This is a genomic window from uncultured Psychroserpens sp. (assembly GCF_947500255.1).
Classification (GTDB): Bacteria; Bacteroidota; Bacteroidia; order Flavobacteriales; family Flavobacteriaceae; genus Psychroserpens.
On sequence record NZ_CANMRL010000001.1, the window covers coordinates 1,492,741 to 1,509,775 of the forward strand.

Sequence of the window (17,035 nt, forward strand, 5' to 3'; positions counted from 1 at the left end):
AAAATTAGATAAAAGGCGCTTCAATAGGAAGAACAGTTACTTTTCTATTTTTAATATCGTATTGATCACCATTTGAAAGCACGTGAACTGTGAGGTTGGCCATAGTCATTGGAGTGCCTTCTTGTAGTACTTTTTCATTGTTGTGCGTGAGTTGACTTCCGTCAAAAACGATAACCATTCCTGAACCAATAATAGTGCAATCGTTTCCATTTTTTATAATAAGACCTGTATCTTCTGCAAGCCCTAAACCAACTAAACTTGGAAATTTAGCAATAGCTTCACTTTGTCTTCCAAAACGTCCGCGTCTAATAAAATGTGTGTCGATGATCAAACTAGGAATCAAGCTCAAGCCTTTATACATATTTACTGCGCCTTTTATAAACGCTTCAGAAGCGCTTCCACCTGCAATCATTTCTTTAGCCATGACCATTGCTCCTGCACTAGTTCCTGCTATTACGAAACCTGTTTCGTTGATGTAACGATCCAAGAGAATATCATGAATAGCTGTACCTCCAATTTTATCGGTGATTTTAGATTGGTTCCCGCCAGAGAACATGATACATTTAGCAGATGTAATAAGATCTATAGATTCTTGTTTTTCAGAATCCTCCTTACTTCTAATATCCAGAACACTTACGTTCTTACAACCCAAAGTTTTGAACGCCGATAAATAATTGTCACCAACTTCTTGAGGAATACTTGAAGCCGTAGGAATAACTACGATATTGGCATCAATACCACCAGCTTCTTTAACGACATGGTATAAAATACCTTCGTCGATAAATTCTAGAGTATACATTTCGTTGTTTTCTAGACCTTTGTCTTCATTTCCTCCAATAGGAATAAGAGTTCCTTTTATCTTCTGCATAAAAATCTTCCTGTAGATTGAATATTGGGCAAAAATAAACTAATTTTTTTATTGAAAAATGTTATATTTATAATCTTTCACTTAAAAAATCAACCAAATGGATATACGTAGTATAAATGCAATGCGAGGACCAAATTATTGGTCTATTAGACGACACAAATTAATTGTTATGGTTTTAGACCTTCAAGAAATGGAGGAGTTACCATCTAATAAAGTTGATGGATTTTATGATCGTCTTAAAGCTATGTTTCCTGGTATGTATGAGCATCGTTGTTCTGTAGGTGAGCCTGGAGGATTTTTTCAACGTGTAGAAGAAGGAACCTGGATGGGACATATTATAGAACATATTGCCCTAGAAATACAAACGCTAGCAGGTATGGATGTTGGTTTTGGAAGAACAAGAGGTTATGGTGAAGAAGGTGTTTACAATGTTGTATTTGCCTATATGGAAGAATCAGTTGGTCGTTATGCAGCAAAAGCATCAGTAAGAATATGCGAAGCTTTGATAAGTGGTGAAGCCTATGACTTATCAGAAGACATTCAAGAAATGCGAGAATTACGAGAGGCAGATCGCTTAGGGCCTAGTACAGGATCTATAGTTGAAGAAGCCGAGGCTCGAGGTATTCCATGGATTAGATTAAATAAATACTCATTATGTCAACTAGGATATGGCGCTAATCAAAAACGAATACAGGCTACAGTAACTAGTGAAACTAGTAGTATTGGTGTTGAACTCGCTTGTGATAAAGAAGATACAAAGTACTTATTAGAACAAGCCGAAGTTGAAGTGCCTCGTGGTGATATTATTCGTCGCGAACGAAGTTTAGAAGAAGCTTGTCGTTATGTGGGTTACCCTTTAGTGATTAAACCAATTGATGGAAATCACGGACGTGGGATAACGGTCGATATTCAAAATTATGACGACGCATTAGTTGCGTTTAGACATGCAAAAGACAGTTCACGAAGTGGTGCTATTATTGTAGAGAAATTTATTGTTGGTGAAGATTACAGATTGTTAGTTATAAATAATCAACTAGTTGCGGCAGCATTGCGCTCACCTGCTCATGTCGTAGGTGATGGAAAATCTACAGTTCAAGAATTGATTGATGAGGTTAATAAAGATCCGCGTCGTGGATATGGTCATGAAAAAGTATTAACACAAATTTCAGTTAATGAATTAACTAAAACAATTATTAAGGATGCAGGTTATACTTTAGATTCTGTAATTGCTGATGGCGAAAAACTTGTTTTAAAAGACACCGCTAATTTAAGTACTGGAGGAACAGCAGAGGATGTGACAGATATTGTCCATCCTGCAAACGTATCTATGGCTGAACGTATTTCCAAAATTATTGATCTGGATATTTGTGGAATTGATATTATGACTACAGATATTTCTAAACCATTATCTGAAACTGGAGGGGCTGTTCTCGAAGTAAATGCTGGGCCAGGATTTAGAATGCACTTAGCACCAACAACTGGATTACCACGTAATGTGGCTGCACCAGTAATTGATAAATTATTTCCTCAGAAAGGAGATACAGGACGTATTCCTATTATTGCTACATCAGGAACCAACGGCAAAACTACCACTACAAGACTCATTGCTCATATTGCAAAAATGAAAGGTTATAGAGTCGGTTATACAACTAGTGATGGTGTGTATATCCAGAACAGATTATTAATGACGGGAGATTGCACAGGACCTGCAAGTGCTGAGTTTGTGCTCAAAGATCCTACAGTCAACTTTGCTGTTTTAGAATGTGCAAGAGGCGGTTTATTGCGTGCAGGATTAGGATTTAAAAAATGTGATGTTGCTGTAGTAACTAATGTAGCTGCAGATCATTTGGGGTTAAAAGGAATTCATACTATAGAACAATTAGCTAAAGTAAAAGCTGTAGTTCCAGAAACAGTATTACCAGACGGTTATGCTATATTAAATGCTGATGATGATTTGGTATATGATATGCGTCGTAATGTAGACTGTAATGTAGCGCTATTCTCAATGGATGAGAATAATCCTAGAGTAAAAGCATTACAACGCCTTAATGGGATTACAGCAGTATACGAAAATGGTTTTGTGACGATATGTAGGGGTGAATGGAAAATGCGCTTAATGAAAGCAGAGCATATTCCATTAACTTATGGAGGCAAAGCAAAATTTATGATTCAAAATGTACTTGGAGCTGTTCTTGCAGCTCATGTTCAAGGGATTAGTATTGAAGATATGAAAGCCGCATTAGAAACATTTATTCCTTCGGCTTCGCAAACACCAGGGCGTTTAAATCTATTTGAGTTTAATGATTTTACAATTCTTTTAGATTATGCACATAATCCTGCAGGTATGAGAGCGCTTCAAAAATTCACCGATGAATTAGAGGCTACCGTAAAGGTTGGAATCATTGCAGGAATTGGAGATAGACGTGTTGAGGATAATAATGAAATGGGAGCCATTGCAGCTGAAATGTTTGATGAAATTATTATTCGTCAAGATAAGCGTTTGAGAGGAAAAACAGAAGAAGAACTCATCAATATGCTTAATGATGGTATCAAGATGAAAGATCCAAATAAGAAAACAACAATTATTCCTTCAGAAAAAGAAGCGATTACACATGCAGTAAAAAATGCAGTTAAAGGATCGCTGATTATATTGTGTAGTGATGTGATTCCTGATGCGTTAGAATTAGTAAAGCAATTTAAAGAGCAAGAGGCAAAAGGAGAATTAAACTTTGCTTAGAGTTTACTTTTAAATTGAGGTATAAAAAAATCCGAAACATATGTTTCGGATTTTTTGAATCTATTTTTAAAACTAATTAGCAAAGCTTTACCGTTTTTACTTTAATCTGTAAACTCTTTCTGTAAGCTCTAATGCTAATAATATCTGAACTCTTCTTTCTGTTTATTTTCAAAACTTGAGCTTTAGCAGCAGAAGAAGATGTAGTTTCTTTTTTTATTTTTTGAGTTTTACTCTTATTTTCGACTACAGTTTCTACAGTATCATTATTTTTGATATCTACATTAGTATCCTGTCCTACTGAAAGTAGAGGCAACATTGCAAAGGCTAATATGGTTAATACTTTTTTCATAATCGTCGAGGGTTTTTTGTTTTAAACTCGGTTCAAAGAAACGCAACAATTTGAGTGATTATGAATATTTTAGATAAAACGGATGATTTTTAGTTGAGATGAACTTGTTCGCAAAAAACATCGATGAAATGCACAAAAACGGCTCGCAGCCCAATAAAAACGTTAAGGATTAAATGGCAAATTATTCAGATAATAAGTATTTTGAACTGTTTGAAACACAAAAAACGAATCAATATCATATAGGAAATACAACTTATAAAGCTCGTATTAAAAAACTGAAGGCTTTAAAATTTGCACTTGAACGTACCTATAAAAGCACTATTGAAGAGGCCCTTTATCAAGATTTCAAAAAACCAAAAGTAGAAACTGGCCTTACAGAAATTTATTTAGTAGTCAAGGAAATCAAATATACCATTGCTAATTTAAGATCATGGTTAAGTGATCAAAGGGTAAGTACACCTTTAACTTTATTAGGGACGTCATCTTATATTAGGTATGAACCTAAAGGTGTGTGTTTAATTATTTCACCATGGAATTATCCTGTGAATCTTACATTTGGACCTTTAGTATCTGCAATAGCTGCTGGAAACACTGTGATTTTAAAACCATCTGAAATGACACCAAATACATCTGCTGTGATGGCTAAAATTGTTAAAGATGTATTTAATGAAAATGAAGTGGCGTTGGTTGAAGGTGAAGTAGAAGTTGCTCAAGAGTTATTGAAATTACCTTTTAATCATATATTTTTCACTGGATCTCCTACTGTAGGTAAGATTATCATGTCTGCAGCTTCTAAGCATTTATCTTCTGTAACTTTAGAATTAGGAGGAAAGTCACCGACGATTATTCATGAGTCGGTAAATCTAAAAGCTGCGATTAAGAACATAGTTTGGGGTAAGTATTTAAATAATGGGCAAACCTGTATCGCTCCAGATTATGTATTTATACATGAATCTATTAAAGATGAATTTATTGAAGCATTCAAAGCTAAAGCTCTAGAGTATTACTCTGAAAACCCTAAAACTTCAGAGTCGTATAGTCGAGTTGTCAATGAGAAACATTTTAACCGACTTGTAGCTAGCATTGAAAATGCCAAAGAACACAAAGCTACGATTGAGTTAGGAGGTGATTATGATGAGGCTTCAAATTACATTGCGCCAACATTAATATCAAACTTACCTGAAGAAGCGACATTGTTAACCGAAGAAATTTTTGGCCCAATACTGCCAATAAAAACGTATAAAACAATTGATGAGGTTATTGATTATATCAATTCAAAAGAAAAACCGCTAGCACTTTATATTTACGCAAGGAGTAAAAAAGTCATTAATAGAATAATACATTCTACACGAGCAGGTAGTACATGTATTAATAGTAATGCACTTCAATATTCAAATCATCATTTACCATTTGGAGGCTCAAACAATAGTGGTATTGGCAAGGCGCATGGCTTTTTTGGTTTTCAAGAATTCACTAACGCGCGTTCTGTTTTGAAAAGGCATACTATAGGGCCGTTATACTTGTTATTTCCACCTTATAATAAGTTAAAAGAAAAAATTACAAACGCAGCTATAAAGTGGTTTTAAGCTTTATTAAAGTAATCCGATTGAATCTGTTCATTCACACCATTTTGAAATTTAGTCATACTAAACCACTGGTGTATTGAATAACTTCCAGTCTCACCTTTTTTATTAACAGCAATATATCCAACTTGAAAATCTTTATAGTTGCTGTTGGGTTTATTCACAATTCTACTAATGGCTTCTTCGCAGGCTTCTTGAGGTGATTTCCCTTGCCGCATCAATTCTACAACCAAAAAACTACCAACAGTTTTTACCACTTCTTCACCAAGACCAGTAGCTACACAAGCTCCAATTTCATTGTCTACAAATAAACCCGAACCAATAATAGGTGAATCACCAACACGACCACCCATTTTATAAGCTAAACCACTCGTGGTACAAGCGCCAGAAATATCACCATTTTTATCAATGGCTAACATCCCAATGGTATCATGATTTTCAATATTAATTATAGGTTTGTATTTGGCTTCTACTTTCCATTTTTCCCAAGCGTCTTTAGACGCTTCAGTAAGTAAATCTTCCGGTTCGAAACCTTTTGATACTGCAAATTGCTTAGCACCTTCACCAGCAAGCATGACATGAGGTGTATCTTCCATAACTTTTCTTGCAACAGAAACGGCATGCGTGATGCTTTGAAGATACACTACCGAACCACAATTACCATGTTTGTCCATAATACAAGCATCTAATGTGACATTGCCATCGCGATCGGGTAAACCACCTTTACCAACAGATTGCCCTTTTTCATTTGCTTCTTCAACCATACAACCCTGTTCTACGGCATCTAAAGCGTTGCCTCCAGCTTGTAATACTTCCATAGCTTTTGCAGTAGCATCAATGACATGCCATGTAGCAATAACTAATGGTAATGTTGCTTTAGAATGAGTTGAAGAAGTCGCAGCAGTAGCTTTTTTCTCTTCGGAAGTTTTTTCAGCACAACCAACAAGTGTACTTCCAACTGCCAACCCAACGCCTGTTAATGAGGCATTTTTAATAAAGTGTCTTCGTTTCATAATTTAGTTTATTAATATTCTACACCTTGTTTATCAAGTACAGTTTTTGTTCTAAATGCATAAAATAAAAGGTACGCAAAACAGGCTACAGCTATCCAATAAGAGGATTGAATTGTAAATACATCAGCCAGTTTCCCTTGTACAGGAGGAATAATAGCTCCACCTAAAATCATCATGATTAAAAAGGCTGAACCTTGAGACGTGTATTTCCCTAAGCCAGCAATACTTAATGTAAAGATACAAGGCCACATAATTGAGCAGAATAAACCTCCAGATAAAAATGCAAATAAAGCAACATTACCAGAAGAAAATAAACCAATCAACATGCCTAAAATTCCTAAAAAGCTGAATATTTTTAGTGTTTTAACAGGATTGTCCTTAGCTAAGAAAAAGCCTCCTATTTGAACGGCAACACAAATAGCGAAAAATAAAATTTCGTTGGTGGTAAAACTACTTTTAAATGAATTTGCTAAAAGAATAACTCCAAAAGCTATATATGGAACAACGATAAGTAAGACTTTCTTTAATCCTTTACTAGGATTAAATACGGTAATTGCTCCAACCCAACGTCCAATCATGAGTCCGCCCCAGTACAATGAAATATATTTTCCAATTTCCGAATCATTTAATACGGGTAATCCAAGCGCATTGAGATTTGAACTGTCAATACCTTGTTTTAATAGTTCTCCAAGATTACTACCAATAGTCACTTCTACACCTACATAGGTAAATATAGCTAACATTCCTAAAACCAACTGAGGGTATTTCATGGCGCCCCAACCTGATGATTGTTTTGAAGCCATAGAGTTGGCTATGAACACAGCAATTATAACGGCAAAAAGGGCAACAAATAGAATAATCAATCGCGTTTGCTCCAAGTCGTCAGTTACTGGCGTATCACCAGAGTAAGTGCTAAAAATATAACCAAAACAACCTACGATAACCAATGTTAAAATAACGAGTAGGTTTCGTGCTTTGTTAGCAGGCTCAAATACCGTATCCGACTTTAAAGATGGTAGTTTTTTAGAAAAATGAAATAAAGCTGCGGCTACTAAAAATAAGGCACCAACACCAAGATATAAGGCTTGAACAGTCACTAAGGTGATTTCATTGTTAGTGATCATCTGAGCCAATTCATCAGTACTCCAAGTTGCAGATCCAAAAATGACTAAGCTTACAACAATTGGCCCTATAGTTGTTCCGAAGGAATTAATACCACCTGCTAAATTTAGACGATGAGACCCTGTTTTCGGATCTCCAAGAGCTATGGCAAAAGGGTTAGCTGCTGTTTGTTGTAAAGAAAAACCTAAACCAACAATAAAAAGAGCAATAAGGACTAAATAGAAAACACTGGTTTGGCCTTGTTCAGCACCTGCTGTTGAGGGATACATTACAAATGCTCCTATAGCTGATAATAACAAGCCATAAACAATACCAGCTTTATAGCCCCAAGTATTGAGAATATCCTTTTTAATCGTGCTAGACATGATAAAAAGCAATAATGCACCAATATAATATGCACCATAAAATGCAAAATCCACCAGTTGAGATTGAAATTGATCTATATTAAAATAGGTTTTACAAAATGGAATAAATACGCCATTTGATGCTGCTATAAATCCCCAAAAAAAGAAGACTGTCACTAAAGTAGCTAAAGCAGATTTGTTGTTTTGATTTGTCATAAGTTAATTGATTAGTTATCTAATTATATTCACACGCTATTTAACTGAAATTTCATCTACAAACAACCAGCTTCTACCGTCGTGAGGGTAGCCTAAATGCCACTCTGGGAGCTCGCCTAGTTTTTTTGCAATAATCTTTATATACTGAAATTCCTTTGGGATTTGTTTAAAAATAATAGTTTCAATCTCTACGTCTTCTGAAGGTTTTGCTGTATCGATAGTTCTTATATCATCAATGGTTGTAAAGTTAACACCATCTTTTGATCCAAGGCATTCAATGCGTGTTGGGTAGAATATCCAAGAACGTTGATCCTGCAGGAAGTTAACACTAACTGAATGTACCTGTTTTGTGCTACCTAAATCTACTGTTGCTATTAAATCTTCATCAAAATAACCTTGCCAAGTTCCTGTTCTAAAGTCTTGTGTTCCCAGAATGCCATCGATAAGCGCATCGTTACCTCCAGCATTATATTGGTTGGCATATTTGGTTTCTAACTTAATAGACAAGTTTGGGTCTATTTTATAGAATTTAGTTTCAATGATAGGACTTTTTGTTCCATTTTTTTCAGAGTAAACATTTAGGGTTGTTGGTTCCGAAATTTTGAATGGTTTATCATAAGTAATAAAATTTCGGTCATTAATGCTATATAAAATGGATGCATCTTTATCTACATTTTCTAACACAACTTCGGTATCACCTTTAAAAGCCACATCTCCTTTTGCAATAAATGGTGCTGCAACTATAACATGGTCATTAATTTCGGTTGTAGGCTCGTTCCCATCACGACTTCCCCAAACGGCCGGATTATCAGTCATTTTGAATTCTAAAGTACCACCAGACATGATGTCTTCGTGAGAAATAAATGTCTTATCTAGTGCTTTTCCGTTGAGGTAAGCATATTCGACATAGATATTTGTGTCACTTAAATTATCGGCTACAATAGAAAATTGTTTTCCATTTTCAAGATTAATAGTTGCTTTATCAAACAATGGTGTTCCGATAATATATTGATTGCTTCCAGGTGTTACTGGATAGAATCCCATCGATGAAAATACATACCATGCACTCATTTGTCCACAATCTTCATTACCCGAAATCCCATCAGGTTCATTGGTATACAATTCGGTTAAAATTTGATGGACTTTTTCTTGGGTCTTATGAGGTTTGTTTACAAAATTATAAAGGTAAGCCATGTGGTGACTAGGTTCATTCCCATGAGCGTATTGTCCAATTAGGCCTGTGATATCAGCTTGGTTACGTCCCGAGGTTTCAGCATTTGCCGTGAATAATTCATCTAATTGAGCTTCTAGTTTATCTTTTCCGCCGAGAAGCTTTATAAATCCTGAAATATCCTGAGGCACATAAAAACTATATTGCCATGAGTTAGCTTCGGTATAGTTGAAATTGACTTCATATGGATCAAAAGGCGCAAACCATGTATTGCGAAAACGCCCACGCATAAACTGGCTTTCGGGATCGTATATGTTTTTATAGTATTGTGCGCGCTCACTATATGTTTTATAGTCATCATCCTTACCCATGGCTTTTGCCATTTGCGCTATGGTCCAGTCATCATAAGCATATTCTAGTGTTTTTGATACCGATTCACTTTCCTCTTCAACAGGAATAAAACCAAGCTCTTTATAGCTCTTGAGTCCTAATTTGTCTCTAGTAGCCGAATACTTCATAGCTTCTAAAGCTTTTTCAGTATCATAATTAGTGATGCCCTTTAAATAAGCATCAGAAATTACTGGAACCGCATGATAACCAATCATGCAACCTGTATAACAAGCCGAGAGATCCCAAATTGGCATAATACCGCCTTCGTCATATTTAGCCAAAAACGTATTTATAAAATCATTGGTTCGCTCTTGCTCAATAATAGTGTACAAAGGATGTGCAGCACGATACGTATCCCATAACGAGAACACAGTATAGTATTCAAAATCATTAGTTTCATGGATATCAAGATCCATACCTCGATATCTCCCATCGACATCCTGATAAAGATTAGGTGCGATCATGGTGTGATACATCGCCGAATAAAAGTTAGTCTTGTAATCTTCATTTTGAGACTCAACAACTATTTTTTCCAGTTGGTTTTCCCAAGTTTGTTGTGCTTCAGTTTTAATTTGCTCAAAGGTCTTGTTTCCTATTTCTTCTTGCCTATTATTTTCGGCGCCATTTACATCAACTGCCGAAATTCCTATCTTGACATAAACAGGGTCGTTATTAGGATTTTCAAATTCAATGGCAGCTTGTTTGCTTTGATATTTATAATTTTTAGAGACTAAAAGTCCATTTTCGTTATAGGTGATGCTTTTTATTGGCTTTGAAAACTGAATGCTATAAAACAGCCTTTGGTCAGTTGCCCAAGCTTTAGAATGCCTAAAACCTGAAATGGTAGAATCGTTTATTTTCTGAATTTTATAATCTAAGATTTCATCGCGATGATCTAAATCTAACATTACAATTTGATTATTTGAAGAAGGAAATTGATACTTGTGAATTCCACTACGCTTCGAAACCGTTAGTTCTACATCAATGTTAGTAGAATCTAAATATACCTTATAATAGGCAGGTTCTGCTATTTCATTATCATGAGAAAAGTGTGCACGATAACCTGGTTTTTCGTCGCTACCATTATTAAAGTTAATGGTGTTAGTTGGCATTAGTAGTATATCGCCATAATCGCTAACACCAGTTCCACTCAAGTGAGTGTGCGAAAAACCGTAAATGTAGTTATCACTATAATGATAACCAGAACAACCATCCCAGCCATCTAGTCTTGTGTCTGGACTTAATTGCATCATTCCAAATGGCATTGTTGCTCCAGGATAGGTATGACCGTGACCTCCTGTACCAATAAACGGATTGACATATTTAATAAGTGGCTTGTCTTTTTTAGCGATTTCTATTTGAGGTTTGGTTTCGCAACTAGTTAGAGATAGCGCAAGAAAAACGATAGAAAAAAGATGTTTCATGGAAGATTTTATTAATCGAAAGGGAAGATACTAAATCTTAAGGTATCGTTAAATATATTTTAACAACTAAGTTCCTTTTTAAAATGACTTATCTTTGCAAAAACTTCATTATATGGTGCGTTGGATTATATTTATTTTAATCTATAGTCTTTTTTCATTTTACGGATTTCAAGCTGTTAAGACAGTTACAAAAACTACTTGGATACATTATTTATTTATTGCTATCGCACTTATTATTGCGGGTAACTTTATTTATCAATTTTCAATAGGTTCAGAAGGAAGAGTGCTTAATCCGGCAAAGAGCTATGCTTTTGGATTTTTGCTGGCTTTTATGTCATTAAATTTAGTAATCGTACCAATCCTCCTTGGTGAGGATATTGTAAGAACTGTTCTTGGATTATATGATAAAGTGGTGACTAAAGAATCTTTTTACATGCCTTCAAGAAGAAAATTTATTAGTCAAATAGCTTTAGGATTGGCGGCAATTCCTTTTTCCTCTTTACTCTACGGAATGTATAAAGGTAAATACAGGTTTAGAGTTTTAGATTACACCTTGCACTTTGAAGATTTGCCTGATGCTTTTGATGGTTATCGAATCACTCAAATAAGTGATATCCACTCAGGGAGTTTTGATAATCGAGAAAAAATAGAATATGGTGTTGATCTTATTAATCAGCAGCAGTCAGATGTCATCATGTTTACTGGTGATATGGTTAACAATAAAGCATCTGAAATGGTACCATGGAAAGATGTTTTTGGAACTTTGAAAGCTAAAGATGGTGTGTTTTCGGTATTAGGAAATCATGATTATGGTGATTATGTAAGTTGGCAATCTGAAAGTGACAAAACCAAAAACTTGGATGATCTTAAGGCACTTCAAAAAGAAATGGGATATGATTTATTACTTAATGAATCTCGGTTTATAGAAAGAAACGGACAACGAATAGCTTTAGTTGGTGTTGAAAATTGGGGTAAAGGCGGCTTTAAAAAAGCAGGAGATCTAAAAAAAGCATCGCAAAATGTAAGTCCGAACGATTTTAAAATCTTAATGAGCCACGACCCAAGTCATTGGGAAGAAGAAGTCATAAAAGACGATTACCATTATCATCTTACACTAAGCGGACATACACATGGTATGCAATTTGGGATTGAGATTCCAGGTTGGATTAAATGGAGTCCTGTAAAATGGCGTTATAAATATTGGGCTGGTATTTACCAGGAACTTGGTCAATATATAAATGTTAATAGAGGGTTTGGATATTTAGGGTATCCAGGACGCGTTGGTATTTGGCCAGAGGTAACGGTAATCACGCTTAAAAAAGGCACAAATAATGCATAATAGTGTCGAAATGTTATTTTTACTCTGAAATTGTTTATTTTTATAAATATGTCAGAGTGAACCTAGTAGATTGGTTAATTTAAAGTATTACCAAAAAATTGTTTAGGTTTGTATATACATATCTGATTTAAAAGTTTAAACGTATGTCAAAATTTGGGGAACTTATAGACGTGGATATTCCAGTTCTGTTAGATTTTTTCACAGAGTGGAATGAGCAATCTACAGCAATGCATCCTGTGATGAGAGATGTGGCTGCTGCTCTAGGTGATAAAGCCAAAGTCATAAAAATAGACGTTGATAAAAATAAGGAGTTAGCCGAAGCTCTACGTGTAAAAGGTTTACCAACTCTTATTATTTACAAAAACGGTGAGATGAAATGGCGACATAGTGGAGAACAAGACGCTAACACACTTATAGGTATTGTTCAAGAGTATATCTAGATTACAAGGCTTTAAACACAAATCCTTCATTACTAAACAATTCTAAGACTTTTGGTAGTGTATACATCAAATTTCTTGACGCTTTCACGCTATCATGAAACACAATAATGCTTCCTTTTTTACTTTTAGACATAACATTCTCTAGGCACTTTTCTTCAGAAATTTCTTTTTCCCAGTCAAAAGACAGTACATCCCACATAATTATTTGATAGCCAAGGGTGATGAGTTTTTTTCCTTGTTTTGGCTTTATTTGTCCATAAGGCGGACGAAAAAGAAGTTGGGTTTCAGAGTTTTTATAAGCATTAATAGAAGTTTGAGCAGTTTTGACTTCTTTTAAATAGTCTTTAGTCTTAGTTGTCCAGCCTTTAACATGGTGTTGTGTGTGATTTCCAACCGTATGACCATTATCTATGATGTTTTTAAATACATCGGGGTATTTTTCAACATTAGAGCCAATACAAAAAAAGGAAGCCTTTGCATTGTAATCGTTAAGCGTATTTAAAGTCCAATCTGTGATCTTTGGAGTTGGCCCATCATCAAAAGTTAAATATAGTTCCTTATCATTTGTTGCCACATCCCAAACATAATTAGGAAACATTTTTTTAGCAACAATAGGTGTTTTTACCGGAGCTATTTTCATTTGTAAGGGTTATTGCTGTCCGCTCAAAATAGTGTCGATAGTATCTTTTTGAAGGTCTCGATCTTCTCTAACAGGTTTTGCGTCTGGTTCTTCCTCTCCAGTAAAGTGACTAAATCGTTGTAAATAATTGTTGAATTTTTTCGTTTCTTTTATGGCAAATTCTTCATCATTATATATTACTAGAATATCAACTAAGTTTCTATACCATTCAATATCTGAAACAATTTCTTCTAGATAACGTTCTTGATTTTCAATAGAGAGTTCACTCCAGTAGATGAGTTTTTCTTGGTATTTTCTTGTGACATCTGTATAGAGTTGTCTCGCTTTTTCTTTATTACCTATTTCATAGTATCCTGTTATGTAGGGTTCTAGTAACGTATAGAAACCAAACTTATCTACTGGCATTTTCTCTAGAGCTAGGTCTGCTACTTTTTCGGCCTTATCAAGCTGATCTTCGTTGATTAGTTGCTCCATAAGTCTTGCTAAGTTACCTCTGTAAGTAATTCCATTTTTTCTGGTTTCGACGTCATGATAAATTTTGTCACTACCACTATTTCCCCAATCCCAAGACATCACTTTTTCATACATTAAGTCACTATCAATTCGTCCCATATCAAATGGATTTGCTCGATTAACAGGTGTTTTAATCGGTACTAGTTTATAACATAAACCATCCAGTTGTAAGTAATCTTTCATCCAGATATAATCTTCGTCACCAAATGCTCCGCCAGTAAAGTATATTGGACGTTTCCAGTCATTATTTGCTATGATGTCTAGCATTAACAAACGGTTTTTGTATAGTGCATTACTTGTGATTTTGACATCAATGTAAGGTGCAATTTTATCTTTGTCTTTGTCTTTAACAACACCATTTTCTAAAACATTATCTCTGTTGACAGGTATTCTAATATTTGATGTTGGCAGATAGTTTGAATTTTGAAGTTGTGCAGGATATGCATTTGGATTTTCACCTCTACTTTGCATAGCGTATTTAACTTTATATCGTTTATCATCATTGGATATGAAATTCATGAAGTCTTTAATCATCATCGTATCTTGAGTGATTTCATATTTCATGACCACGTCACGTGTTCCAAATTTATATTGATCATGAGTCAACTGTGATGGGATAGGATCACTCTCATAAGCTTTTCGTTTCATTTGATCTATATACCAATCGGTTTGAAATAAACTTGTGTTTACGACACGTACATCAGTTCTCACGCCTTCAATTTCTTGTAAGTACCATAATGGGAAACTATCATTATCACCTATAGTAAATAAGATGGCATTGGGTGCACAGGATTCTAAATATTTCCGAGCCATGGCCTGTGCTGTATATTTTGCTGATCTATCATGATCATCCCAATTTTCAGCAGCTAAAATTCCAGGCACTAAAATCAAGCAAACTACTGTAATTACAGGAGCTAAGAATTTTGAGCGTGCATATTTCCGTAGTAAATCAAAAATAGCATAGACTCCAAAACCAATCCAAATAGCAAATACATAAAATGAACCGACTACAGAGTAGTCTCTTTCACGAGGTTCGAAAGGTCTTACATTAGTATAAAATTGAATTGCTAGTCCAGTAAATAAGAAAAACACTAATAGCACCCAAAAGCGCTTAGGATCTCTTGTGAGAACAAACAAAAAGCCAATAATACCAAGTATTAGCGGTAACATATAATAAGTGTTTCTTGCTTTATTATCGGCAACATCACTAGGTAAGTTGTCTTGAGACATTCCTAAATGCCACTTATCCAATGGACCAATTCCACTAATCCAATTGCCATGTAGGTCATCATATTTTCCTTGGATATCATCTTGCCTTCCAGAGAAGTTCCACATAAAATAACGCCAATACATATAACCTAACTGGTAATCTATCATGTAATAAAGATTGTCGCCAAAGGATGGCTTCTCAATGTCTAAAAAGTCTCGACCAAATTGTCTTAGGAAATTATGATAATCTTCATAATTTATCTTTCCTTGTGCGACTTCGCTTCTAAATTTATTAACCAAACCACGTATATCATTATCCATTTGATATTCGGGTTTGATTTTGAAATCTAACAAGCCAGTAAACATCATGTAATTTTCTGCGTGCTCAGTACTCCACATTCTTGGTAGCCACGATGCTTGAGTAGCGTTGTAATTTTGTTTAGATTTTTCCCAGTTGTTGACAATAACATATTCACCTTTCTCATGATCTTTTTCATATTTAGGCTTGTCGTCCAAATACGGATTATCTTCATCTAGCCCTGTGTATTGATCTGTAAATAGTGGTCCATAAAACAAATGAGTTTCTGGGTATTGTTCTAAATTGTAATAGGCCAAAAGTTCACGTGCACTTGACGGATTGTTTTCGTTAATTATAACATTAGCATTTGCTCTTATAGGTAACATTACCCAAGACGAAAATCCGATAAAGATAAAAATCAGGCAAAGTGTTAATGTATTGGCATATTTGTAGCCTTTGCTTTTTGTGTATTTTAATCCGAAGTAAAATAATGCTACAACTATGATTCCAGCAATTATTGAACCTGAGTTAAAAGGAAGACCGATAGTATTAACAAAGAAAATTTCCGAAGCACTAAATAATCTAAGTGCATTAGGCAGTAATAATTTAAATATAAATAATAAAATGGCGGCGGCAATAACATTAGCCAGAATAAAGTTTCCTACAGTAATATTTTTATAATTCTTAAAATAGTAAATAAGAGCTAAAGCAGGAATGGTAAGAAGCCCCATGAAATGAACACCAAACGATAAGCCAATGACAAAAGCAATTAATATTAACCATCGATGACCTCTAGGTTCATGCATGTCTTGTTCCCATCTTAAACCAAGATAAAATAAGATTGCCATAATTAAAGTAGCCATAGCATACACTTCAGTTTCGACGGCATTGAACCAAAAAGAATCTGTAAATGTAAAGGCTAAACTACCGACCAAGGCACTACCTAAAATAGCAATATATTGGTGCTTTGAAAGCACTTCATTAGTTTCATTTTCCTTTCTTGGATCGGCAATAAGAACAAGTTTTCTTAATAATAGAGTAATAGACCAAAACATGAATAGTATGGTAAATGCACTTGAAACAGCACTCATCATGTTTAGCATCATACCAATTTGGGCAGGCTCAAGAGCAAACATTGAGAAAAATGCGCCTAACATTTGAAATAGTGGCGCTCCAGGAGGATGCCCTACTTGTAGTTTTGATGACGTCAATATGTATTCTCCTGCATCCCAAAAGCTAACTGTGGGCTCTATTGTTAATGCATAAGTAATTAAAGCTATGGTAAAAGCTAGCCATCCTAAGATGGTATTCCATTTCTTGAAGTTGAAATGTGTCATAAAAATAGTCTATTTAATGCGAGCGAATTTACTAATAAATAT

The 17,035-nt window shown here is 34.9% G+C and carries 11 protein-coding genes; 4 read left to right on the top strand and 7 right to left on the bottom strand.

The window, feature by feature from the left end:
- Nucleotides 1–4 precede the first annotated feature (4 nt).
- On the bottom strand, nucleotides 5–868 hold the full coding sequence (locus Q0783_RS06475; protein ID WP_298894110.1) for a cyanophycinase: 864 nt from the start codon (nucleotides 866–868) through the stop codon (nucleotides 5–7).
- Nucleotides 869–965: 97 nt separating this feature from the next.
- Here Q0783_RS06475 and cphA point away from each other — a divergent pair, with 97 nt between their 5' ends.
- Nucleotides 966–3,605: a cyanophycin synthetase gene (gene cphA, locus Q0783_RS06480; protein ID WP_298894111.1), complete on the top strand. Its 2,640-nt coding sequence runs from the start codon at nucleotides 966–968 to the stop codon at nucleotides 3,603–3,605.
- 76 nt (nucleotides 3,606–3,681) lie between these two features.
- Here the strand turns inward: cphA and Q0783_RS06485 are convergent, their stop codons facing one another.
- Nucleotides 3,682–3,954, bottom strand: a complete 273-nt coding sequence (locus Q0783_RS06485) for a hypothetical protein (RefSeq protein WP_298894112.1) — start codon at nucleotides 3,952–3,954, stop codon at nucleotides 3,682–3,684.
- 173 nt (nucleotides 3,955–4,127) lie between these two features.
- Between Q0783_RS06485 and Q0783_RS06490 the strand changes: the two genes are divergently transcribed.
- On the top strand, nucleotides 4,128–5,540 hold the full coding sequence (locus Q0783_RS06490) for an aldehyde dehydrogenase family protein (RefSeq protein ID WP_298894113.1): 1,413 nt from the start codon (nucleotides 4,128–4,130) through the stop codon (nucleotides 5,538–5,540).
- Here the strand turns inward: Q0783_RS06490 and Q0783_RS06495 are convergent.
- From Q0783_RS06495 to Q0783_RS06505, 3 genes are read right to left on the bottom strand one after another with little or no spacing between them, the layout of a single operon-like run.
- Nucleotides 5,537–6,550 (bottom strand): N(4)-(beta-N-acetylglucosaminyl)-L-asparaginase, encoded by a 1,014-nt coding sequence (locus Q0783_RS06495; RefSeq protein WP_298894114.1) that lies wholly within the window; start codon nucleotides 6,548–6,550, stop codon nucleotides 5,537–5,539. The two genes, Q0783_RS06490 and Q0783_RS06495, sit on opposite strands and share 4 nt — an antisense overlap.
- Before the next feature lie 11 nt (nucleotides 6,551–6,561).
- Nucleotides 6,562–8,232 carry an MFS transporter gene (locus Q0783_RS06500; protein ID WP_298894115.1) on the bottom strand — a complete coding sequence of 557 codons (1,671 nt, stop codon included), beginning with the start codon at nucleotides 8,230–8,232 and terminating at the stop codon, nucleotides 6,562–6,564.
- Nucleotides 8,233–8,268: 36 nt separating this feature from the next.
- Complete coding sequence (locus tag Q0783_RS06505; protein WP_298894116.1) at nucleotides 8,269–11,217, bottom strand: GH92 family glycosyl hydrolase; 2,949 nt, start codon at nucleotides 11,215–11,217, stop codon at nucleotides 8,269–8,271.
- Between the two features lie 112 nt (nucleotides 11,218–11,329).
- Here Q0783_RS06505 and Q0783_RS06510 point away from each other — a divergent pair, with 112 nt between their 5' ends.
- Together Q0783_RS06510 and Q0783_RS06515 are read left to right on the top strand one after the other, a co-directional pair.
- The gene (locus tag Q0783_RS06510; protein ID WP_298894170.1) at nucleotides 11,330–12,556 is read left to right on the top strand and encodes a metallophosphoesterase; all 1,227 of its coding nucleotides are present in this window, start codon (nucleotides 11,330–11,332) and stop codon (nucleotides 12,554–12,556) included.
- 143 nt (nucleotides 12,557–12,699) lie between these two features.
- Nucleotides 12,700–12,996, top strand: coding sequence for a thioredoxin family protein (locus Q0783_RS06515; RefSeq protein WP_028871703.1), 297 nt, complete (start codon nucleotides 12,700–12,702; stop codon nucleotides 12,994–12,996).
- 1 nt (nucleotide 12,997) lies between these two features.
- Here Q0783_RS06515 and Q0783_RS06520 read toward each other — a convergent pair whose 3' ends face one another.
- Complete coding sequence (locus Q0783_RS06520; RefSeq protein ID WP_298894117.1) at nucleotides 12,998–13,636, bottom strand: polysaccharide deacetylase family protein; 639 nt, start codon at nucleotides 13,634–13,636, stop codon at nucleotides 12,998–13,000.
- A 9-nt stretch (nucleotides 13,637–13,645) separates the two neighbouring features.
- Entirely contained in the window at nucleotides 13,646–16,993 is a 3,348-nt protein-coding gene (locus Q0783_RS06525; protein WP_298894118.1) for a DUF2723 domain-containing protein, read from the bottom strand.
- Nucleotides 16,994–17,035: the final 42 nt, after the last annotated feature.

What these genes read in the sequence shown, in the direction of transcription:
- Q0783_RS06475 (WP_298894110.1), bottom strand. Translation starts at nt 868, where the DNA reads ATGCAGAAGATAAAAGGAACTCTTATTCCTATTGGAGGAAATGAAGAC.
- Q0783_RS06515 (WP_028871703.1), top strand. Translation starts at nt 12,700, where the DNA reads ATGTCAAAATTTGGGGAACTTATAGACGTGGATATTCCAGTTCTGTTA.
- Q0783_RS06490 (WP_298894113.1), top strand. Translation starts at nt 4,128, where the DNA reads ATGGCAAATTATTCAGATAATAAGTATTTTGAACTGTTTGAAACACAA.
- Q0783_RS06510 (WP_298894170.1), top strand. Translation starts at nt 11,330, where the DNA reads ATGGTGCGTTGGATTATATTTATTTTAATCTATAGTCTTTTTTCATTT.
- Q0783_RS06520 (WP_298894117.1), bottom strand. Translation starts at nt 13,636, where the DNA reads ATGAAAATAGCTCCGGTAAAAACACCTATTGTTGCTAAAAAAATGTTT.
- Q0783_RS06505 (WP_298894116.1), bottom strand. Translation starts at nt 11,217, where the DNA reads ATGAAACATCTTTTTTCTATCGTTTTTCTTGCGCTATCTCTAACTAGT.
- Q0783_RS06525 (WP_298894118.1), bottom strand. Translation starts at nt 16,993, where the DNA reads ATGACACATTTCAACTTCAAGAAATGGAATACCATCTTAGGATGGCTA.
- Q0783_RS06500 (WP_298894115.1), bottom strand. Translation starts at nt 8,232, where the DNA reads ATGACAAATCAAAACAACAAATCTGCTTTAGCTACTTTAGTGACAGTC.
- cphA (WP_298894111.1), top strand. Translation starts at nt 966, where the DNA reads ATGGATATACGTAGTATAAATGCAATGCGAGGACCAAATTATTGGTCT.
- Q0783_RS06495 (WP_298894114.1), bottom strand. Translation starts at nt 6,550, where the DNA reads ATGAAACGAAGACACTTTATTAAAAATGCCTCATTAACAGGCGTTGGG.
- Q0783_RS06485 (WP_298894112.1), bottom strand. Translation starts at nt 3,954, where the DNA reads ATGAAAAAAGTATTAACCATATTAGCCTTTGCAATGTTGCCTCTACTT.